The sequence below is a fragment of the Aquitalea palustris genome, assembly GCF_003693445.1.
Classification (GTDB): Bacteria; Pseudomonadota; Gammaproteobacteria; order Burkholderiales; family Chromobacteriaceae; genus Aquitalea; species Aquitalea palustris.
On record NZ_RFAR01000001.1, the window covers coordinates 47,700 to 67,644 of the forward strand.

The 19,945-nt window shown below is 60.0% G+C and carries 18 protein-coding genes; 8 read left to right on the forward strand and 10 right to left on the reverse strand.

What is annotated here, in order from left to right; translation table 11 throughout:
• Nucleotides 1-133: 133 nt before the first annotated feature.
• Nucleotides 134-484, reverse strand: a complete 351-nt coding sequence (locus EAY64_RS00240; protein ID WP_103522800.1) for a DUF2834 domain-containing protein — start codon at nt 482-484, stop codon at nt 134-136.
• A gap of 380 nt (nt 485-864) precedes the next feature.
• Here EAY64_RS00240 and EAY64_RS00245 point away from each other — a divergent pair, with 380 nt between their 5' ends.
• Nucleotides 865-1,302, forward strand: a complete 438-nt coding sequence (locus tag EAY64_RS00245) for a hypothetical protein (RefSeq protein ID WP_103522801.1) — start codon at nt 865-867, stop codon at nt 1,300-1,302.
• Between the two features lie 73 nt (nt 1,303-1,375).
• On the opposite strand, the gene ylqF is transcribed toward EAY64_RS00245, so the two are convergent.
• The 7 genes from ylqF to EAY64_RS00280 all read right to left on the reverse strand — a co-directional run bounded on the left by ylqF (nt 1,376) and on the right by EAY64_RS00280 (nt 8,480).
• Nucleotides 1,376-2,323 (reverse strand): ribosome biogenesis GTPase YlqF, encoded by a 948-nt coding sequence (gene ylqF, locus EAY64_RS00250; protein WP_103522802.1) that lies wholly within the window; start codon nt 2,321-2,323, stop codon nt 1,376-1,378.
• A gap of 4 nt (nt 2,324-2,327) precedes the next feature.
• The gene (locus EAY64_RS00255) at nt 2,328-2,540 is read right to left on the reverse strand and encodes a DUF3820 family protein (RefSeq protein WP_059285267.1); all 213 of its coding nucleotides are present in this window, start codon (nt 2,538-2,540) and stop codon (nt 2,328-2,330) included.
• A gap of 353 nt (nt 2,541-2,893) precedes the next feature.
• On the reverse strand, nt 2,894-3,232 hold the full coding sequence (locus tag EAY64_RS00260) for a DUF4870 family protein (RefSeq protein WP_103522803.1): 339 nt from the start codon (nt 3,230-3,232) through the stop codon (nt 2,894-2,896).
• A gap of 22 nt (nt 3,233-3,254) precedes the next feature.
• Nucleotides 3,255-3,866 (reverse strand): hypothetical protein, encoded by a 612-nt coding sequence (locus tag EAY64_RS00265; protein WP_147456157.1) that lies wholly within the window; start codon nt 3,864-3,866, stop codon nt 3,255-3,257.
• A gap of 329 nt (nt 3,867-4,195) precedes the next feature.
• Nucleotides 4,196-5,815, reverse strand: a complete 1,620-nt coding sequence (locus EAY64_RS00270; protein WP_103522805.1) for an electron transfer flavoprotein-ubiquinone oxidoreductase — start codon at nt 5,813-5,815, stop codon at nt 4,196-4,198.
• Between the two features lie 105 nt (nt 5,816-5,920).
• The gene (locus EAY64_RS00275) at nt 5,921-7,111 is read right to left on the reverse strand and encodes a CaiB/BaiF CoA transferase family protein (protein WP_103522806.1); all 1,191 of its coding nucleotides are present in this window, start codon (nt 7,109-7,111) and stop codon (nt 5,921-5,923) included.
• Between the two features lie 181 nt (nt 7,112-7,292).
• On the reverse strand, nt 7,293-8,480 hold the full coding sequence (locus EAY64_RS00280; RefSeq protein ID WP_103522807.1) for an acyl-CoA dehydrogenase: 1,188 nt from the start codon (nt 8,478-8,480) through the stop codon (nt 7,293-7,295).
• Between the two features lie 191 nt (nt 8,481-8,671).
• Here EAY64_RS00280 and EAY64_RS00285 point away from each other — a divergent pair, with 191 nt between their 5' ends.
• Nucleotides 8,672-9,445 carry an IclR family transcriptional regulator gene (locus EAY64_RS00285; protein WP_103522808.1) on the forward strand — a complete coding sequence of 258 codons (774 nt, stop codon included), beginning with the start codon at nt 8,672-8,674 and terminating at the stop codon, nt 9,443-9,445.
• Nucleotides 9,446-9,668: 223 nt separating this feature from the next.
• Here the strand turns inward: EAY64_RS00285 and EAY64_RS00290 are convergent, their stop codons facing one another.
• A complete protein-coding gene (locus tag EAY64_RS00290) occupies nt 9,669-10,103 on the reverse strand; it encodes a CBS domain-containing protein (protein ID WP_103522809.1) in 435 nt (144 codons plus the stop codon).
• A gap of 174 nt (nt 10,104-10,277) precedes the next feature.
• Nucleotides 10,278-11,150: an acetylglutamate kinase gene (gene argB, locus EAY64_RS00295; protein WP_103522820.1), complete on the reverse strand. Its 873-nt coding sequence runs from the start codon at nt 11,148-11,150 to the stop codon at nt 10,278-10,280.
• A gap of 163 nt (nt 11,151-11,313) precedes the next feature.
• On the opposite strand from argB, the gene EAY64_RS00300 reads away from it, so the two are divergent.
• From EAY64_RS00300 to EAY64_RS00325, 6 genes are all read left to right on the forward strand, one after another.
• The gene (locus EAY64_RS00300) at nt 11,314-11,958 is read left to right on the forward strand and encodes a TetR/AcrR family transcriptional regulator (RefSeq protein ID WP_103522810.1); all 645 of its coding nucleotides are present in this window, start codon (nt 11,314-11,316) and stop codon (nt 11,956-11,958) included.
• Nucleotides 11,959-11,972: 14 nt separating this feature from the next.
• On the forward strand, nt 11,973-13,058 hold the full coding sequence (locus EAY64_RS00305; RefSeq protein WP_103522811.1) for an efflux RND transporter periplasmic adaptor subunit: 1,086 nt from the start codon (nt 11,973-11,975) through the stop codon (nt 13,056-13,058).
• The gene (locus EAY64_RS00310) at nt 13,058-16,120 is read left to right on the forward strand and encodes an efflux RND transporter permease subunit (RefSeq protein WP_103522812.1); all 3,063 of its coding nucleotides are present in this window, start codon (nt 13,058-13,060) and stop codon (nt 16,118-16,120) included. The genes EAY64_RS00305 and EAY64_RS00310 overlap by 1 nt, the downstream gene beginning before the upstream one ends.
• Complete coding sequence (locus EAY64_RS00315) at nt 16,117-17,421, forward strand: TolC family outer membrane protein (RefSeq protein WP_103522813.1); 1,305 nt, start codon at nt 16,117-16,119, stop codon at nt 17,419-17,421. The genes EAY64_RS00310 and EAY64_RS00315 overlap by 4 nt, the downstream gene beginning before the upstream one ends.
• Before the next feature lie 272 nt (nt 17,422-17,693).
• Complete coding sequence (gene gabT / locus EAY64_RS00320; protein ID WP_103522814.1) at nt 17,694-18,959, forward strand: 4-aminobutyrate--2-oxoglutarate transaminase; 1,266 nt, start codon at nt 17,694-17,696, stop codon at nt 18,957-18,959.
• 91 nt (nt 18,960-19,050) lie between these two features.
• On the forward strand, nt 19,051-19,945 hold an 895-nt coding region (locus EAY64_RS00325; protein ID WP_122081938.1), incomplete at its 3' end, for an aldehyde dehydrogenase family protein.

A 19,945-nucleotide genomic window follows, 5' to 3' on the forward strand; every position in this document is an offset into this window, starting at 1 on the left:
GAAACCCAGACTATTAGCCACTTTGCTGCCATGGCGACAATCAGTGGCCATCCAGAGCCAGTCGACTGATGGGTGACTGACAGGCGGTGACCGACTCGCTTGCCTGACCAGCAGTGCTGGACATCAGGGCTGTTCAGCTACTGAGGTGGCGGAGCCTGGCCCGCTCGCGCATGACCAGATAGATGGGTAGGGACACCACCAGGCCCAGCGCAAAACAGATCAGGATGTAAGCCCATGGCCACTTGATCCTGGCGTGCCGTGAATCACTGACGACCCAGGCGGAAAATGCAATGGCCGACAAATATATGTCGATGGTGATCGCGCTGGTGAGTGGATTGGCAAACGCCGCAGCAAAGAATTCGGCGGGCCCCAGGCCTCCTCCCTGCATCAGGTACTGCAGGTTGAAGTACCAGGTGACAATGAAACCGCCAATGGCAATGACAAGGAATGCCAAGGTGGCATAGGTGTGCTTTGTCCGGCTCATTACTGATCTCCTGCAGGGGGGTGCCGATGCTCAGCCTGGCGTGAAGTGTGCACGACGATGTGTCAGTTTGGCTCTCTGCAGGCCGCATTCGGCGGAAGGACAGGCTGAATTGCCCAGCAGCGTAGGGGGAAGAGTGCAATATCTCTACTGTCCAATCAGTCCCGTAGCAAGACGCCACCACCTCACCCTGTGCACGGAATATGGCGAACAAGCGGCAGGCAGGCTGCCGGCACAATGACAGAGCCCGAGCCTGGTGCTTGATCATGGCCTGCTACATGCCCGCACGACTGACGGGCAACATCTGGCAACATCTTTTCTTTGCCAGAGAAATGGCGCTTGCACTATAGGTGAATGATCAACACGCATGAGCGGATTTCGCCATGAGCAACTCCATCACCCAGGCTACCCAGCTATCCCTGGCCAGCGCCGCCTTGTTGAATGGCGGCGTGCTGCCATCACCGGTTATCCAGTCCTCCAACAGCAATGCGGCACTCGTGGATGCGGCTGCCAGCATTGCCGAAGACGCCAGCGTCGTGGTGACGCTTGGTGGAGCGAGCGATGACGGGACAACGTATGACGCAGCAGGCTTGTTGAACAGTTTTACCCAGGCAGGCAGCTTGCAAGGCAGCGCGGCCAGTGATCCGGCATCAGCGGCAGCCGCAGTGGATGATCAGCTGCTGGGAGGAACGGCCGCCAGCAGCGGCACCCTGGCCGGCTTGAGCAGCAATTGGGGCAGCCTGCTGCAGAGTGATCCGGCATTGAGCAATACAGCAGTGCAGGACAGTACGGATAGCAGCATCGTCGACACCCTGGCCTGAACGACCGGCCCTGATGATGGCACTAGCGTCCAGGCGGCAACGGTATTTTATCTGCTAGCCAAGCAAACGGCTGTCAATCCTGCGGGCCACGTGAAGTGTGCTTGCGCTTTTCTTTTTCGCTCATCATGGCTTCGCGGGCAGCCGCTTTCTGTGCGGCCAGTTCCTTGGCACGCTTTTCCCAGACTACCCATTCCTGCGGGCGCTCCAGCGTGATGCGGCCGGTATTGCCATCGCGAAAATCGGTAAGCACGATTTCGGCTGCTTTCTGGATATTGACGCGACCACCGCCCAGCATGGCACCACGCTTGCGGCCAATCATTTCCAGCACCTGCCAGTCCTGCAGGCCATCCACATCATCCAGCTTGTAACGGGCGGTCAGTTCAGGGACATAGTGTTGCAGCAGGTATTTGAGCAGCTCCAGCGAGACTTCTTCCTCGTCCATGGCATTGCGGCCAACGGCACCGCTGGCGGCCAGATTATAGCCACCCTCTTCCACTTCGATCTTGGGCCACAGCATGCCGGGCGTATCGTATAGCTCTACATCATCGTCCAGGATGATGCGCTGCTCGTTCTTGGTCACCCCCGGCATATTGCCGGTCTTGGCGATCTTGCGGCTGCTCATGCTGTTGATCAGGGTGGACTTGCCCACGTTGGGGATACCACAGATCAGCACGCGCAACGGCTTGTCCAGACCGCCGCGATTGGGGGCCAGCTCGCGGCAGGCTGCCACCAGCTTTTGCGATGGCGCACGCTCGCCGGCATCCAGGCCAATGGCCTGGGTCTGCTTTTTGGCGCGATACCAGTCCAGCCACTGCGTGGTGATGGCGGGGTCGGCCAGGTCTTGCTTGTTGAGTATCATCAGGCGCGGCTTGCCTTTGGCCATGCGCGCCAGCATCGGATTGGCGCTGGACGCCGGCAAGCGCGCATCCAGCATTTCGATGACCACATCGATGTCTTTCAGGCGCTCCATGACATCTTTGCGCGCCTTGTTCATGTGGCCGGGAAACCATTGAATTGCCATGCTTTTAACGCTTTCTTAACGGGTCCAGTAAATAACTCAGTCCATTGTGGTCGATCTCCTGCATCAATTGCAGCAGACGGCCAATCTCGCTCTTGGGAAAACCCTCGCGGGCAAACCAGTTGAGATAGTTGCCGGGCAGGTCACACAGCAGGGTGCCCTGGTGTTTGCCAAAAGGCATGGTCGTGCTGACCAGCCGTTGCAGATCTTCTTGTTGCATGATTTCACATCGGACTGAAGGTTGCGCATTGTGCCAAAGGCGGAGCCATTACGCCACAGCCTTGTTTTGTCGAGGTTTTGTCCTGCCATGGCAGAATTTGACCTATGACAAGTGCCGTTGTCATTTTGCTATCAGCCAAGAGCACTGGCAGCTAGCATGGTGGCGCTTCGTCTGGGGTGACAATCCGCCTTGCACACCCGCCAAACCTAGTCAGTTTAGTGATAGCGACGTAGGCCCTGCAGCACAAAAACCGTGTCAGCACACGGTTTTTCATTGGGCCGGATTACGGTCCGGCAACCGGCTCAGGGCCTCTTGGGGCAGCCGGCAACGGTTGCCCGTCTTTTTGTCCGGCCTTATAGCGGCAGCGGCTTGCCGTCATTAAAAGCCAGAAAACCACGCAGCACGCGGTACAAGCACCACAGCCAGGTCAGGCCCAGAATGGCAAAACCCACCAATATCCATACCAGTGCATAGCCCAGTACCGTGCCGAGCAGGCCGATCCAGAAGGTATTGATCTGCCAGCGGAAGTGGCTTTCATACCAGCTGCCACGGCTATCATCCAGCTTGAGATAGTTGATGATCACGCCAACCAGCATGGGGACGCCGGTAAACAGGCTGACGCCCTGAAGGATATACACCACCAGTGTCAGATTATTCAGTTTGCGCTCATCATCACGCGTTTGTAGTTGCATCGTATTTCCGCTTATCGATATCTCAGCCGCGGCGTGCAGCCTGCAGGCCGTGCCAGAAAGGTTGCAGCCGCTGACGGCATTGCTGCGCCACCAGGCGCGAGGCCATCAGCATGGATTGCATGCCATGCACCGTGCCCACCATGCCGCTCTGCCGCTGTCGGCTCCAGCCGCGCAATACACCGGGCGTGGCCTCTGGTGCGGTCAGCAGCACCGGAGCTGCCGATGGCAGTTTAAGCTGCAACTGTTCCGACAGCAGCTTGAGGCGGCGGTTCGCCTCGTCCAGCTGCGTCAGTTCGGGCAGGGTAACGGCAACATGGCTGAGTTCGAGCACGGCGATACGTGCCGCCAGCCAGTCCGTCGCATCGGTAAAGCGTGCAGGTGAACCCTGGGGCTGCCGGCGCGTGGAGGCCAGCAGCGTGGCAAAGGCCCGAATGTCCGGCAGCAGCGATTCCAGCAGCGGTGTGGCCGCTGTCTGGTCTTGCTGCAGGTAGCGATACAGGTGGTCCGCTTGCGGTGCAACAGCGTTGGCCAGGGCCTCGCCATCGGTCAACAGGGTTATGGACCATGCGGCACCGTCCAGCGCCAGACTGGCGCTTTCTCGGGCGATCTGCCTTGCATCACTGACTTCATTCATGACCTGCATCTCCAGTCGGGCTTGCCTGGGTGGGTCCGGAGCTGATTTGTCTGCTGAAAAAACAAATGCCGCCGGAGTGACCGCGGCGGCATTTATCGGGTGTGTTCGTTCTCTTGTACTGTTCTCTAGTCCAGAGACGCCCCTTGGAGCCGCCGTGAGCTGCGGTACCAATAAAAATAGGCGTTAAAGACTGCGGAGAAAGTAATCATGGCAACCATCCTGCCAACAAGGCCTGCTACCTGTCAAGGAAGACAGGTAAAAAACATTGCATTGCACAAAAAAGCCCGGCGTTATGCCGGGCTTTTGCAACAAGCAGCGACAAGGGCCGCTTACATATTGGGATAGTTGGGGCCACCGCCACCTTCCGGTGTGCACCAGTTGATGTTCTGACTGGGGTCCTTGATATCACAGGTTTTGCAGTGCACGCAGTTCTGCGCATTGATCTGCAGACGCGGGCTGCCTTCTTCCTGACCGACAATTTCATACACGCCGGCCGGGCAATAGCGCTGCTCCGGGGCATCGTACTTGGCCAGATTGAAACTGATCGGCACGGCGGCGTCTTTCAGCTTCAAGTGCGGCGGCTGGTCTTCGCTGTGATTGGTGTTGGAGATGAACACCGAGGACAGGCGGTCGAAGGTCAGCACACCATCCGGCTTGGGATAATCGATACGGCTGCATTCGCTGGCAGGGCGCAGGGCTTCGTGATCGGCATGCTTGTGACGCAGTGTCCACGGTGCCTTGCCACGGAACAGGAAGGTGTCGATGGCCGAGTAGATCATCGCCGGCCACAGGCCCCAGCGGAAGGACGGGCGGATATTGCGCACCTGGTGCAGTTCTTCGTGCAGCCAGCTTTGCTTGAAGCTGGCGGAATAGCCAACGGCTTGCTGTCCCTGTACTTCCGGGTTGGCCTGCAGCAGCTCGAATACGGCATCGGCGGCCAGCATGGCCGACTTCATCGCGGTATGGGTACCCTTGATCTTCGGCACATTGAGGAAGCCGGCAGTGTCTCCCACCAGCAAACCACCGGGGAAGGTGAGTTTGGGCAGACTCTGGATGCCGCCTTCGGACAAGGCACGCGCGCCATAGCTCAGGCGACGGCCGCCTTCGAACACGCCCTTGATGGCCGGGTGGGTCTTGAAGCGCTGGAACTCTTCGAACGGCGACAGATAGGGGTTGGTGTAATCCAGACCCACCACATAGCCCACCACCACCTGATTGTCTTCCAGGTGGTACATGAAGGAGCCGCCATAGGTGGCGGTGTCCACCGGCCAGCCCACGGTATGGGTAATGGTGCCCGGCTTGTGGTTTTCCGGTTTGACTTCCCACAGTTCCTTGATGCCGATGCCGTAGGTTTGCGGGTCGGCACCATCACGCAGGCCAAAGCGTTCGAACAGCATCTTGGTGAGCGAGCCACGACAGCCTTCGGCAAAAATGGTTTGTTTTGCCCACAGCTCCATGCCCGGCTCGCCCGGTTCATCGCCCAGTTTGCCGGTCCCCATGGCACCGGTGGCCACGCCCTTGACCGAGCCGTCGGCGTGATACAGCACTTCGGCAGCGGCAAAGCCAGGGTAGATTTCCACGCCCAGCGCTTCGGCCTGCTCGCCCAGCCAGCGGCAGAAATTGCCCAGGCTGACAATGTAGTTGCCGTGATTGTGCATCTGCGGCGGGGTGGGCAGCTGGATGGATTCGGTTTCCGTCAGGTAGAGGAAACGGTCAGACAGCGCCGGGGTATTGAGCGGCGCGCCCTTTTCTTTCCAGTCCGGTATCAGCTCAGCCAGTGCGCCGGTTTCAATCACGGCACCCGACAGGATATGAGCGCCGATTTCCGAGCCCTTTTCCAGCAGACAGACACTGATTTCCTGGCCCTTGGCCTCGGCCACTTGCTTCAGGCGAATCGCGGCAGACAGCCCGGCAGGGCCGCCGCCGACGATTACTACGTCGTATTCCATATAATCGCGTTGCACCACATCTCCTTTGCGCCCGGTGGGCTGTCCTTATTGGCTGGCAGTCATCATGCAATGAAGCGGCCTTGCTCGTCAAAATCAAACAAGCGTTTAAACGGTGCCTTGCTCACGCAGTGTGGCAATCCTGGCAGCGTCGTAGCCCAGCGCGCGCAGTACGTCGTCGGTATGTTCACCCAGTTTGGGAGGGGCCTGATTGTACTCGACTGGCGTGCCGGAAAGTTTGATCGGACACCCTACCAAGGGCACATTTTGCCCTACGCTGTCCTGCAAGTGTATTTCCATGCCGCGGTGTTGAATCTGCGGATCGCGGAAGGCTTCATCCACGGTATTGATCGGACCGCAGGGTACACCGGCTTCATCTAGCCGTTTCAACCATTGCTCGCGGGTATTGCCCATGAAGGCTTCGGCCAGCACGGGTACCACGCTGTCGCGGTATTTGACCCGCTGCGGATTGCTGGCAAAGCGCTCGTCGTCGGCCAGTGCCGGCAGGCCAATCACCTGGCACACCGCACGGAATTGCTTGTCGTTACCGCAGGCCAGAATGAAATGCCCATCAGCACAGGCAAACACCTGATAGGGCACGATATTGGCATGGGCATTGCCCAGCCGTGGCGGCACTTGCTGGCCGATCAGCCAGTTCATATTGATGTTAGCCAAAGACGCCAGCGCGCAATCGAACAGCGCCATGTCGATGTACTGCCCCTTGCCGCTGCTCTGACGCGCGATGATGGCCGCCAGAATGGCATTGCTGGCGTAGATGCCGGTAAACAGGTCGGTGACCGCCACGCCCACCTTGTGTGGTTCGCCGTTGGCCGGGCCGGTAATGCTCATCAGGCCGGACATGCCCTGCACGATGTAGTCGTAGCCGGGCAGTTCGGCATAGGGGCCATCCTGACCAAAGCCGGTAATGGAGCAATACACCAGCCGCGGATTGAGCTGGCTGAGGCTGTCGTAATCCAGCCCGTATTTTTTCAGGCCGCCCACCTTGTAGTTTTCAATCACCACGTCGGCATCACGCGCCAGTGCCCGCACAATCTCCTGCCCTTCCGGCTTGGTGATGTCCACCGTCACCGAGCGTTTGCCACGGTTGGCGCACAAAAAATAGGCCGCCGTGCCATCCGGCAGGCTGGGCGGTGCCCACTGCCGGGTATCGTCGCCGGCACCGGGCCGCTCGACCTTGAGCACTTCGGCACCCAGGTCGGCCAGCAACTGGCCCGCCCAGGGGCCGGCCAGTACACGGGATAGATCCAGAACCTTGATGCCTGCGAGTGCGCCCGCCATGGTGTTCTCCTGATTGGTTTGATGGCCGCTGCAACAGCAACCGGATGGACAGAGTGATGCTGCCGCCACGGCAGCCGCATTACGCTGTGCACCAAAAAAAGGGCCCGGTACTCACCGGGCCTCACAAGGACAGACAGGAACCAACAACAGGGGCAGGTGGAGCCATGCCCCCGCTGTGCTATCAGGCAAATGCCTGAATACCGGTCTGGGCTCGGCCCAGAATCAGGGCATGCACATCATGCGTGCCCTCATAAGTGTTGACGGCTTCCAGGTTCATCACATGGCGGATGACGTGGAATTCGTCGGCAATGCCGTTGCCACCGTGCATATCGCGAGCGATACGGGCGATGTCCAGCGACTTGCCGCAATTGTTGCGCTTGATCAGCGAAATCATTTCCGGCGCTGCCTTGCCTTCGTCCAGCAGACGGCCGACACGGATGGCTGCCTGCAGGCCCAGGGCGATTTCAGTCTGCATATTGGCTAGTTTCAGCTGGATCAGCTGGGTGGCAGCCAGCGGGCGACCAAACTGCTTGCGATCCAGCGTGTATTGGCGGGCAGCATGCCAGCAGAATTCGGCAGCCCCCATGGCGCCCCAGGCGATACCGAAGCGGGCCTTGTTCAGGCAGCCGAACGGGCCTTTCAGACCCTTCACACCCGGCAGGATGGCATCTTCCGGCACCAGTACTTCGTCCATGACGATTTCGCCGGTGATGGAGGCGCGCAGGCTGAACTTGCCGTGAATCTTCGGTGCCGACAGGCCCTTCATGCCTTTTTCCAGCACGAACCCACGGATCTCGCCTTCATCATCCTTGGCCCATACCACGAATACATCGGCCACCGGGCTGTTGGTGATCCACATCTTGCTGCCGGACAGCACATAGCCGCCGTCTACCTTGCGGGCGCGGGTTTTCATGCCGGCCGGGTCGGAGCCGGCATCCGGCTCGGTCAGGCCGAAACAGCCCACCCATTCACCAGTGGCCAGCTTGGGCAGGTATTTGTCTTTCTGTGCTTCCGAGCCATAGGCCCAGATCGGGTGCATCACTAGGCTGGACTGCACGCTCATGGCCGAGCGGTAACCGGAATCGACACGCTCCACTTCGCGGGCTACCAGGCCGTAAGCCACGTGGCTGAGACCGGCACAGCCATAACCGTCGATGGTGCAGCCCAGCAGGCCCAGTTCGCCCATCTCGCTCATGATTTCGCGATCGAAGCGTTCTTCACGATTGGCCGTCAGCACGCGCGGCATCAGGCGATCCTGGCAATAGGCTTCTGCGGTCTGCTGGACCAGACGTTCTTCTTCGGTCAGCTGATCGGCCAGCAGGAAGGGATCTTCCCAGGCAAAGGGTGCGCGGCTGTTGGATGCGGCCATCGAGAGTTCTCCTTGGTTTTGCTTGTTCCGCATTGCGGAATTGCGTTTTACATTGCAGAATAGACTAACAACTCCAAATTCGGCTGTAAAGCGTTTTGTTTGATCCTGGCCACAAGCAGGCTATGCTTGCCGCTCGCGCCGCAGCGCCAGGCTGGAAAATCCAGGCCATCAAGATAGAAATGAGGAAAGCAATGCAGGAAGAGGATGACAAGGACCGGCTATTCGTCACCGCGCTGGCGCGGGGTTTGCAGGTATTGGCGGCGTTCCGCCCCGGCGAATCGGCGCTGTCCAACCTGGAAATCGCCAAGCGTACCGGCCTGCCCAAGTCCACTGTGTCACGCCTGACTTACACCCTGACCAAGCTGGGTCATTTGTCGCAGGATGAACACAGCGGCTTTTACCGCCTGGGGGTAGCGCTGCTGGCATTGGGCTCGGTGGTGCTGGCCAGCTATGACATCCGCCAGGTAGCCGGCCCGCTGATGCGGGAATTTGCCTTGGAAAACAATGTGTCGATCAGCCTGGCCATGCGCGATGGCACGGATATGGTGTACCTGGAAACCTGCCGCAGTCAGTCACGGGTCAGCGTACAGCTGACCGTGGGCTCGCGGGTGCCGATAGCCACCACCGCCATTGGCCGGGCCTTTTATGCCGGCCTGCCGGATAGCACACGCCGTCAGCTGGATGGCGAACTGGCTGCACGCTATGGCGAGCGCTGGCCGGCCTTGCAGCAGCGTCTGCAACAGGCCAGCGCGGAATATCAGCGCTGCGGCTACTCGGCATCGTTTGGCGAATACGAACCGGACGTGATGGCCGTGGGCGTGCACCTGCCCTCCCCCAACCCGGGCCAGCCGCCAATGAGCCTGAACGCCAGCGGCCCGGCCTTTGCCTTCACGACCGAAGTGATGCAGCAGCAAGTGGCCCCGGCGCTGATTGCCCTGCGCCAGCGCATTGTGCCGGTGGCCTGATCTGCCGCGCCAGATAGCAAAAAGCCGCCTGATGGCGGCTTCTGGCTGCTGACAAAGTAAGTTGGTTCGATTGCGCGGGACCCGGCGAAGCCGGGCCTTTCTGCTAGCTTATTGATTCCGCAGCCTTACTATCCATTCCCAATCCCCCGGCCCTTGCCCTGCAAGGGCGCCTCGCTTTCTTTGCAGAAAGCGAGAGGCATTTGTCAAAAATCTGACCACGCAATCAGGCGCTCTGGATATAGTGCACCAGCTGGTTGATCACCTGCGCCTGCTCCTGAATGGTGGCATGCACCAGGTCGCCAATGGACAACATGCCCTGCACCGTCTTGCCCTCCAGCACCGGCAGGTGACGGATGTGTTTTTCCGTCATCAGCGCCATGCACTGGTCGGAGTTCTGGTCTGGCGTGACATACACCACCTTGCTGGTCATGATGTCGCGGATGCGGGTGCCGGCAGAAGTACGCCCCTGCAGCACGATGCGCCGCGCATAGTCACGTTCGGAGAATATCCCCACCACATCGCCCCCCTCCATCACCAGCACGGCACCGATGTCGTGCTCTGCCATCACCTGCAAAGCCTGAAACACGGTACTTTCCGGCGATACCGTCACCAGCACACGCCCGGACTTCTGCTCCAGCAACTGTCTGACTGTCTGCATTGCACCCTCCTGTTCGGCCACGAGAACCTGAAACAACCTGTTTCAATACTATAGAACAAGACTGATCAACGAAATGGCACAAGGCATGCCGTGCGGAAGACATGCATGAAGCCGACCAATGAAAAAGGCCGGTCAACATCGCTGTTGCCGGCCTGGCTTGTGTCTGGCTGACGCCTAGCTGGCGCGGATCATGGTACCGACACCGTCGTCGGTCATGATTTCCAGCAGCAGGGCATGCGGTACGCGGCCATCGATGATGTGCACGGTATTCACGCCGCTGCGTGCCGCATCCAGCGCCGAGCTGATCTTGGGCAGCATGCCGCCGTGGATGGTGCCATCGGCAAACAGGCTGTCCACCTGCTCGGCAGTCAGTCCGGTCAGCAGCTTGCCTTCCTTGTCCAGCACACCTGGGGTGTTGGTCATCAGGATCAGCTTTTCGGCGTTCAGGGTTTCAGCCAGCTTGCCAGCTACCAGGTCGGCATTGATATTGTAGGCCTCGCCCTTGCTGCCCACGCCGATAGGGGCCACCACCGGAATGAAATCCTGGCGATCCAGCAGCGACACCAGCGCCGGATCGATGCTGGAGATCTCGCCGACCTGGCCGATGTCAATCTTGTCTTCGCTCTCATCGCTGAGGAACATTTTTTCCGCACGGATGAAGTGGCCATCCTTGCCGGTCAGGCCCACGGCCTTGCCGCCATGGGTATTGATCAGCGAAACGATTTCCTTGTTCACCAGGCCGCCCAGCACCATTTCCACCACATCCATGGTTTCCTGGTCGGTCACCCGCATGCCCTGGATGAACTTGCCTTCCTTGCCCACGCGCTCCAGCAGTTCGTTGATCTGCGGGCCGCCGCCATGCACCACCACCGGGTTGATGCCCACCAGCTTGAGCAACACGATGTCCTTGGCAAAGCCTTCTTTCAGCGCATCGTCGGTCATGGCGTTGCCACCGTACTTGATCACGATGGTCTTGCCGGAAAAACGGCGGATATACGGCAGGGCCTCGGCGAGAACCAACGCTTTTTCAGCGGCATTTACAGACACGACAATCTCCTTCTGAGGATAAGGACCGGAGCCATTCCGGCCACTGGCGACAATGTGTTGCATTCTAATCAATCAAGCTACTGAACAGTGATTTATTAATTGTCATGACAAGGCAATTGCACTACATTGCCGGACATTAATGAATATAGATTCAGTTAAATCCATGACCGAAAACTGCCCTATCGCCCGCTGGCGCAGGAAAAAAGAAGCCCGCCCGGCGGAAATCCTGGATGCCGCCCTCAGCCAGTTTGTAGAAAAAGGCTATCGCGCCACCAAGATGGAAGACATTGCCCGTGCCGCTGGGGTGACCAAGGGCACGCCCTATCTGTATTTCCAGAACAAGGAAGAAATTTTCAAGGCAATTGCCCGCGGCACCTTCGTGGCTAATCTGCAGCAGCTGGACAAGCTGGCCGATGATTTCGACGGTAGCGCCAGTGCCTTGCTTCATCACATGGTGGCGCACTGGTGGCAGGAAGTGGGCTGCTCCCCCTCCGCCGGCCTGTGCAAGCTGATGATTGCGGAAGCGGCCAATTTCCCCGAACTTGCCCGCTTCTACTTTGAAGAACTGATCGCCCCCAGCAACCAGCTGCTGAGCAGGGTGTTGCAACGTGGTATCGACAGTGGCGAATTCCGCGCCGTCCCGCTGGTGCACACCGTTGATGCCTTGTTGGCTCCCTTGCTGACTACCATGATTTTCAGCCACTCCTTCGGCCAGTTGCCTGGCTGCTGCATCGGTTCCACCAAAGACCCGCTCGGCTTTCTGCAAGACGCGCTGGATCTGGTGCTGCACGGCCTGAAAAACAACTGACAGGAAACATGCCCATGTCCACCTCTCCCCACCTCTGGCGTTTTGCCCTGCTTGGCTTGCTACTGCTGGCCGGCTGCAGCAAACAGCAGGCCCCCAGCGAAGAAGTCCGCCCGGTACGCGTGGTCAGCGCCGGCCAGCACGGCATAGACAATGGCAACAGCTTTGCCGGACAAGTCCGTGCCCGTACCGAAACCGACCTGGCCTTCCGCATCGGCGGCAAGGTCATCGCCAAGCTGGTCAATAGCGGCGAGCATGTGCGCAAAGGCCAGGTACTGGCGCGGCTGGATGCCAGTGACACCAGCCTGGACATCAACGCCAAGCAGGCACAACTGGCTGCGGCAGAATCCGACCTTGCCCAACAGCAGCTCAATCTGAAGCGTTACCAGGAGCTGCTGGCCAAGCAATTCATCAGCCAGGCACAAGTGGACAGCCAGCAAAATGGCGTCAACGCCGCGCGCGCCAAGCGCGACGAGGCGCGCGCACAGCTGACCGCCAGCCGCAATCAGGGCAGCTACACCCAGTTGCTTGCCGATGCAGACGGCATCGTCAGCCAGATGCTGGCCGAGCCGGGACAGGTGGTCGCCGCTGGCCAGGCCGTGGCAAGGCTGGCGCATGACGGCGAGCGCGAAGTCGCGATCCAGATTCCGGAAAACGCCCTGGCCAGCGTGCGCCAGCAAAAGACCTTCACCATCAGCCTGTGGGCAGGCAAACAGCAGTACCAGGGTCAACTGCGCGAACTGGCCGGCGATGCCGATCCGGCCACCCGCACCTATGCCGCACGCATCACCCTGCCACAAGCCACTGGCCTGGCCCTGGGCCAAACAGCCACCGTGTCCTTGCCCACGGCCAGCCATGGCGACAGCGCCGCCATGCGCCTGCCGCTGACCGCGTTGCTGGATGAGCAAGGCAAGCATGCACTGTGGATTGTCGATCCCAAGACGCTGCGCGTCAGCCGCCGCAGCGTCAGCGTCCTCAGCATCGACAGCGACACGGTCACCGTGCGTGGCGCACTGCAGCCAGGCGACCAGGTGGTGAGTGCCGGCGTGCACCTGCTGCACGAAGGCCAGCGCGTGCTCCTGCTGCAGCAAGGCGAACAGTAATGAAGAAAATCAATCTGTCGGAATGGGCGCTACGCCACCAGGCACTGGTGTTTTACTTCATGGTGATGCTGATGGTGTCCGGCCTGTGGGCCTACACCCAGCTGGGGCAGAAAGAAGACCCGGAATTCACCTTCAAGGCCATGCTGGTGCAGACCTACTGGCCGGGGGCAAAGGCCGAGGAGGTAGAACAGCAGGTCAGCGACCGGCTGGAAGAAAAGCTGCAGGAAATGCCGGAGCTCAAATATGTACAGAGCTACAGCAAACCGGGCGAATCGCTGTTGCTGGTTGCACTGCGTGAGGATGTTCCGGCCAAAAACGTGCCGGGCCTGTGGTATCAGGTGCGCAAGAAACTGGGTGATGTGCGCAGCAGCCTGCCAGCAAGCGCCCAGGGGCCCTTCTTCAACGACGAGTTCGGCGATACCTTCGGCAATATCTACGCCTTTACCGGTGACGGCTTCAGCGCCGAAGAACTGCGCCGCTACGTCGACCGTGCCAAGGAAGAAATCCTGCGCGTGCCGGATGTGGGCAAGGTCAGCCTGGTGGGCGAGCAAAGCGAAAACATCTATATCGACCTGTCCAGTAGCAAGCTCGCTTCACTGGGACTGGACACCAGCACCATCTGGACTGCGCTGCAGCAGCAAAACGCCATGCTGCCGGCCGGCAGTTACGAAACCGCCAGCGACCGCATCTGGGTACGCCCTACCGGTAATTACAGCACGGTGGAGGCCGTGGCCAACACACCCATCGTGGCCAATGGCAAAACGCTGCGCCTGGGTGATATCGCCAGCATTCACCGTGGTTTCATCGACCCGCCCTCCTTCCGCATGCGCTTCAATGGCCAGCCGGCGCTGGGCTTGGCCATCAGCATGAAAAGCGGCGGTGATGTGCTGAAGCTGGGCGAGCATCTGGATGCGGCCTTGCAGCGGATCCAGGCCAAGCTGCCGGTAGGGATCCAGATCCATGCAGTGTCCGACCAGCCCAAGGTGGTCAAGGGCGCCGTCGGCGAATTCATGAGCTCGCTGATCGAGGCGGTACTGATCGTGCTGGCCGTCAGCTTCTTCAGCCTGGGCCTGCGTACCGGGGTGGTGGTGGCGCTGTCGATTCCGCTGGTGCTGGCCATGACCTTTCTGGCCATGTACTTCTTCAAGCTCGACCTGCAACGCATCTCGCTGGGTTCGCTGATCATCGCGCTGGGCCTCTTGGTGGACGATGCCATCATCGCCGTGGAAATGATGGCGCTGAAACTGGAACAGGGCTGGAACAAGTTCCAGGCAGCGACTTATGCCTACACCAGCACCGCCTTCCCCATGCTCACCGGCACGCTGATTACCGCTGCTACCTTTCTGCCGGTGGGGCTGGCCAAATCCGATGCTGGCGAATACGTGTTCAGCCTGTTTGCCGTCGTCGGGCTGGCACTGATCCTGTCGTGGATTGTTGCCGTGGTATTTACGCCGTTTCTGGGCTACAAGCTGCTACCGGAACAGGCCATGCATCATCAGACGCATGATGTTTACCAGAAGCCCTTCTACATCCGCTTTCGGGCGCTGCTGGAATGGTGCTTGCACTACCGCAAGACGGTCATCGCCACCACGCTGGGCATTTTCGTGCTGTCCTTGCTAGCCTTCCGCCTGCTGGTGGCCCAGCAGTTCTTCCCCTCGTCCAACCGGCCGGAACTGATGGTGGACATGTGGCTGCCACGCGGTGCCAGTTTTGCCGCCACCGAAGGCGAGGTGAAAAAGCTGGAAACGCTGATCAAGCAGGACAAGAACGTGCTCAGTGTCACCAGCTATGTCGGTAGCGGCAGCCCGCGCTTCTATCTGCCGCTCGATCAGCAGCAACAGCATCTGAACTACGCCCAGCTGATGGTGATGACCGGCGACGAGCATGTGCGCGAACAGGTCAAGGCGCGACTGGAGTCCATCTTCGACCACGATTTCCCGCTGGTGCGCGGCCGGGTAACCCGGCTGGAAAATGGCCCGCCGGTAGGCTACCCGGTACAGTTCCGCGTGATGGGACCGGATCACGACAAGATCCGCGCCATTGCCGCCCAGGTAGAGCAAAAAGTGCGCGCCCATCCGGCCAGCCGCCACGTCAACATCAACTGGGGCGAACAACAGAAAGCGCTGCGCATCACCCTGGACCAGGACAAGATCCGCCTGCTGGGCATCAACAGCCAGTCCTTGTCGCAGCAGCTGCAGATGCTGATTTCCGGTGCCACGGTTACCGACTATCGGGACGGTAACCGTACCGTCGGCATCGTCGCCCGCCTGAACAAGCAGGAGCACAGCGACGTGGCCGCGCTGGGTGATGTGCAGGTACAAACCGCCAGTGGCCGCTTTGTGCCAGTCTCCCAGTTGGGCAAGATCGAATATCAACCGGAAGAATCCATCATCTGGCGGCGCAACCGCCTGCCCGCCATCACCGTCAATGCCGATGTGGCCGACGGCGTACAAGGGGACGATGTGTCCGCGGCGCTGTGGCCGCAGATGCAGCAGCTGGAGGCTACCCTGCCGCTGGGTTATCACATCGAGCTGGGTGGTTCGATGGAGTCCAGTGGCAATTCGCAGACCGCCATCGCCGCCGTCGCGCCCTTCATGATCGTGGTGGTGCTGACCCTGCTGATGCTGCAGCTGCAAAGCTTCCAGCGCACCCTGATGGTCTTGCTGACCGCACCGCTGGGCATGATAGGGGTCACCCTGACGCTGCTCATCTTCCATTCGCCCTTTGGCTTTGTCGCCATGCTGGGGGTGATTGCCCTGTCCGGCATGATCATGCGCAATTCGGTGATTCTGGTTGACCAGATCGAACAGGACATCCGCGAAGGCATAGACCGGCACGAAGCCATCATCGGCTCGACGGTACGGCGCTTCCGCCCCATCATGCTGACGGCACTGGCCGCCATCCTGGCCATGATTCCGCTCACCCGCAGCACCTTCTGGGGGCCGATGGCCGTGGCCATCATGGGCGGCCTGCTGGTAGCTACCGTGCTGACCCTGCTGTTTTTGCCTGCCCTGTACGCCCAGTGGTTCAGGGTGGAAAGCAAACCGAAGAGAACATCATGAAGACATACGCCCACTGCGCACCGCTGCTGAGTGGACTGGCCCTGCTGCTGGTCAGCACGGCCACGCCGGCCTTCGACCTGAACCAGGCCTGGCTGGCTGCCCGCGACTACAATAGCGACTACGCCGCCTCCCGCGCTGATTTGGGTGCCGGCCGCGAACAGGCAGTACAAGGCCGTGCCCAGTTGCTGCCCCAAGTGGCGCTGACCGGCAGCTACAGCCACACCAACCCTACCCAGCCGGCCGGGCAGTCCACTTATGACAGCTCCGGCTATGGCGTGCAATTGAGCCAGCCGCTGTTCGACACCAGCAAGTACAGCGCCTATCAGAAGGGCAAGATTGCCAGCCAGCAGGCAGAAACCGCCTTCAGCGCGGCGGAGCAGCAACTGATCGTCGACATCGCCCGCGCCTATTTTGACGTGCTGTTGGCCGAAGACACCCTGGCCGCCACCCGCGCCAGCAAAAAGGCCTATCACACGCAGCTGGAACAGGCGAAGACCGCCTTTGAGCTGGGTACGGCCACCATCATCGATACCCACGAAGCCCAGGCCGGATTCGATGCCGCCAGCGCCAAGGAAATCGTTGCACTGAACCAGCAGGAAATCAGCCAGAACAATCTGCGCCGGCTGACCGGCCTGGATGCCAGCGCCATCCAGCCCTTGCAGGAACAGCTGCCGCCACCGCCCGCCGGCACCTTGCAAGGCTGGCTGGAGCAGGCAGTGAGCAATAGCCGCAGCTTGCAGGCAGCCGAGCAGGCACTGGCCTACGCCAGCCAGACCGTGGCGGAAAAACGTGGCAGCCAGCTACCCGTCGTCGCCCTTAATGCCGGCTATAACGACAATCGCACCAACCAGGCCGGTACGCCCCCCACCACCCGTGGCAGCAGCATCGGCGTGTCCGTCAGCCTGCCGCTGTTTGCAGGTGGCGGCATCAACTCGCAAATCCGCGAGGCACTGGCCCGTGAAGAATCCGCCCGCGACAAGCTCGAATCCGCCCGCCGCCAGTTGAAAGAAGATGTCCGCAAAAGCTGGCTGGGTGTAACCAATGGCGCGGCGCTGGTGCGGGCGCAGCAACAGCTGCTGGTCTCGGCCAAAAGCAAGGTCGATTCCACCAAACTGGGCAAGGAAGTGGGCATTCGGACCAATCTGGACGTGCTGCAGGCAGAGCAGGCTTACTACGATGCACTCACCAGCCTGGCTACTGCCAAATACGATTACCTGACGGCACGCCTGCAACTGGGACAGGTGGCCGGTACGCTGGATCAGGAGCAGTTGCAAGAGGTGAATGCGGCAGTGCGACATTAAGAAAATTTGTTACTTTTGATCAAATGGGGCTAGTGTTCGCACAGCAGCCCCATTTTTCATGGTGTGCTGGTCTTGCAACAAGTGTTTAACTTTTTGTAGCAAGTGTAGCTTTTTGCTAAACACCTGATTAGAATCAAACGACTCTGGAAGCCGCCGAATCATCGCCCCGGCAGCTGGTTGACCCGGCAAAAAAGCATCAAAGTGCCGCCGCTGCAACCAGCCCTTCCGTCCAGGACATCGCCGCCAGGCACCCCAATCTTAGGAGAGATGGAATGAGCAACAAGGATCTGATGCAACGCAAGGCCGAGGCTACCCCGCGCGGCGTGGGTGTTATGTGTACTTTCTTTGCCGACAAGGCCAAGAACGCCGAAGTATGGGATGTCGAAGGCAACCGTTACATCGACTTTGCTGGCGGTATCGGCGTACTGAACACCGGCCACCTTCACCCCAAGGTACAGGCTGCCGTGGCCGAGCAACTGAACAAGTTCAGCCACACCTGCTACCAGGTTGTTCCCTACGAATCCTATGTTGACGTGGCCGAAAAGCTGAACAAGCTGACCCCGGGCAACTTTGCCAAGAAAACCGCCTTTTTCAGCACCGGTGCCGAAGCCGTCGAGAACGCCATCAAGGTAGCCCGCGCTGCCACCGGCCGCCCGGGTGTGATCGCATTTGGTGGTGCCTTCCACGGCCGCACCATGCTGGGCATGGCGCTGACCGGCAAGGTAGCCCCGTACAAAATCGGCTTTGGTCCGTTTGTTGGTGAGATCTACCACGCGGCCTACCCGAATGCCCTGCACGGCGTATCGGTGGAAGATTCGCTGGCCAGCATCGAAAAACTGTTCAAGTTCGATATCGAAGCCAAGCGCGTTGCCGCCATCATCTTCGAACCGGTACAAGGCGAAGGTGGTTTCTACTCCGCTCCGGCCGAATGGGTACGTGCCATCCGCAAGCTGTGTGACGACAACGGTATCGTGATGATTGCCGACGAAGTGCAAGCCGGCTTTGCCCGTACCGGCAAGCTGTTTGCCATGGAACACTACGATGTGACCCCGGACCTGACCACCATGGCCAAGTCGCTGGCTGGCGGTTTCCCGCTGGCAGCCCTGGTCGGCAAGGCCGAACTGATGGACGCACCGGCACCGGGCGGCCTGGGTGGCACTTACGCTGGTAGCCCGCTGGGTCTGGCCGCTGCCAGCGCCGTCATCGACGTGATTCAGGAAGAAAAGCTGCTGGAACGCTCCAACAAGCTGGGCGACCTGCTGAAAGAAAAGCTGCACAGCCTGAAGAAAGACATCCCGCAGATCACCGACGTACGTGGTCTGGGCGCGATGGTGGCCGTCGAATTCAACAAACCGGGCACCCACGAGCCGGATGCCGAATTCACCAAGAAGGTACAGACCAAGGCACTGGAATCCGGCCTGATCCTGCTGACTTGCGGCGTGTACTACAACGTGGTGCGCTTCCTGTTCCCGCTGACCATCGAAGATGAAATCTTCGCTGAAGCGCTGACCAAGCTGGAAGCCGCCCTGAAGGCCTGATCGCTTAACGGCTGATGGCAACGGCCAATCCCGGCAGCGGGGTTGGCCGTCTGCACAAACAATATCCTCCGCCCACCTTCTGGAGAGAGACATGCTGAACCTGAAAGATCCTTCCCTGCTCAAGCAGCAGTGCTATATCAACGGCCAATGGCTGGATGCCGACAATGGCGAAACCATCCCGGTCACCAACCCGGCCACTGGTGAAGTGATTGCCAGCGTACCGAAAATGGGCAAGGCCGAAGCCGAACGCGCTGTAGCTGGTGCTGCCGAAGCCTTCAAGAGCTGGAAAAAGAAATCCGCCAAGGAACGTGCCACCATTCTGCGCCGCTGGTTTGACCTGATGATGGCCAACCAGGACGACCTGGCTGTGATCCTGACCTGCGAACAAGGCAAGCCGCTGGCCGAAGCCAAGGGCGAAATCGCCTATGGCGCTTCCTATATCGAATGGTATGCCGAAGAAGCCAAGCGCCTGTACGGCGACACCATCCCGGCACCGGCTGCGGACCGCCGCATTCTGGTAACCAAAGAGCCGATCGGCGTGACCGCCGCCATCACCCCGTGGAACTTCCCCAATGCCATGATCACCCGCAAGGCTGCTCCGGCACTGGCGGCTGGTTGCCCGATGGTGGTACGCCCGGCCAGCCAGACCCCGCTGTCGGCCCTGGCCATTGCCGTGCTGGCCGAACGTGCCGGCATCCCGGCAGGCGTGTTCTCGGTACTGACCGGTGGTTCCAGCGAAATCGGCGCCGTGCTGACCGGCAGCGATACGGTGAAGAAATTCTCCTTTACCGGCTCCACCGAAGTGGGTCGCAAGCTGATCGCCCAGTGTGCCGATACCGTCAAGAAAGTATCGATGGAACTGGGCGGCAACGCACCGTTCATCGTGTTTGACGATGCCGATCTGGACGCTGCCGTTGAAGGTGCCATGATTTCCAAGTACCGCAATGCCGGCCAGACCTGCGTCTGCGCCAACCGCCTGCTGGTAC

What these genes read in the sequence shown, in the direction of transcription:
- EAY64_RS00240 (WP_103522800.1), bottom strand. Translation starts at nt 484, where the DNA reads ATGAGCCGGACAAAGCACACCTATGCCACCTTGGCATTCCTTGTCATT.
- EAY64_RS00245 (WP_103522801.1), top strand. Translation starts at nt 865, where the DNA reads ATGAGCAACTCCATCACCCAGGCTACCCAGCTATCCCTGGCCAGCGCC.
- ylqF (WP_103522802.1), bottom strand. Translation starts at nt 2,323, where the DNA reads ATGGCAATTCAATGGTTTCCCGGCCACATGAACAAGGCGCGCAAAGAT.
- EAY64_RS00255 (WP_059285267.1), bottom strand. Translation starts at nt 2,540, where the DNA reads ATGCAACAAGAAGATCTGCAACGGCTGGTCAGCACGACCATGCCTTTT.
- EAY64_RS00260 (WP_103522803.1), bottom strand. Translation starts at nt 3,232, where the DNA reads ATGCAACTACAAACGCGTGATGATGAGCGCAAACTGAATAATCTGACA.
- EAY64_RS00265 (WP_147456157.1), bottom strand. Translation starts at nt 3,866, where the DNA reads ATGAATGAAGTCAGTGATGCAAGGCAGATCGCCCGAGAAAGCGCCAGT.
- EAY64_RS00270 (WP_103522805.1), bottom strand. Translation starts at nt 5,815, where the DNA reads ATGGAATACGACGTAGTAATCGTCGGCGGCGGCCCTGCCGGGCTGTCT.
- EAY64_RS00275 (WP_103522806.1), bottom strand. Translation starts at nt 7,111, where the DNA reads ATGGCGGGCGCACTCGCAGGCATCAAGGTTCTGGATCTATCCCGTGTA.
- EAY64_RS00280 (WP_103522807.1), bottom strand. Translation starts at nt 8,480, where the DNA reads ATGGCCGCATCCAACAGCCGCGCACCCTTTGCCTGGGAAGATCCCTTC.
- EAY64_RS00285 (WP_103522808.1), top strand. Translation starts at nt 8,672, where the DNA reads ATGCAGGAAGAGGATGACAAGGACCGGCTATTCGTCACCGCGCTGGCG.
- EAY64_RS00290 (WP_103522809.1), bottom strand. Translation starts at nt 10,103, where the DNA reads ATGCAGACAGTCAGACAGTTGCTGGAGCAGAAGTCCGGGCGTGTGCTG.
- EAY64_RS00300 (WP_103522810.1), top strand. Translation starts at nt 11,314, where the DNA reads ATGACCGAAAACTGCCCTATCGCCCGCTGGCGCAGGAAAAAAGAAGCC.
- EAY64_RS00305 (WP_103522811.1), top strand. Translation starts at nt 11,973, where the DNA reads ATGTCCACCTCTCCCCACCTCTGGCGTTTTGCCCTGCTTGGCTTGCTA.
- EAY64_RS00310 (WP_103522812.1), top strand. Translation starts at nt 13,058, where the DNA reads ATGAAGAAAATCAATCTGTCGGAATGGGCGCTACGCCACCAGGCACTG.
- EAY64_RS00315 (WP_103522813.1), top strand. Translation starts at nt 16,117, where the DNA reads ATGAAGACATACGCCCACTGCGCACCGCTGCTGAGTGGACTGGCCCTG.
- gabT (WP_103522814.1), top strand. Translation starts at nt 17,694, where the DNA reads ATGAGCAACAAGGATCTGATGCAACGCAAGGCCGAGGCTACCCCGCGC.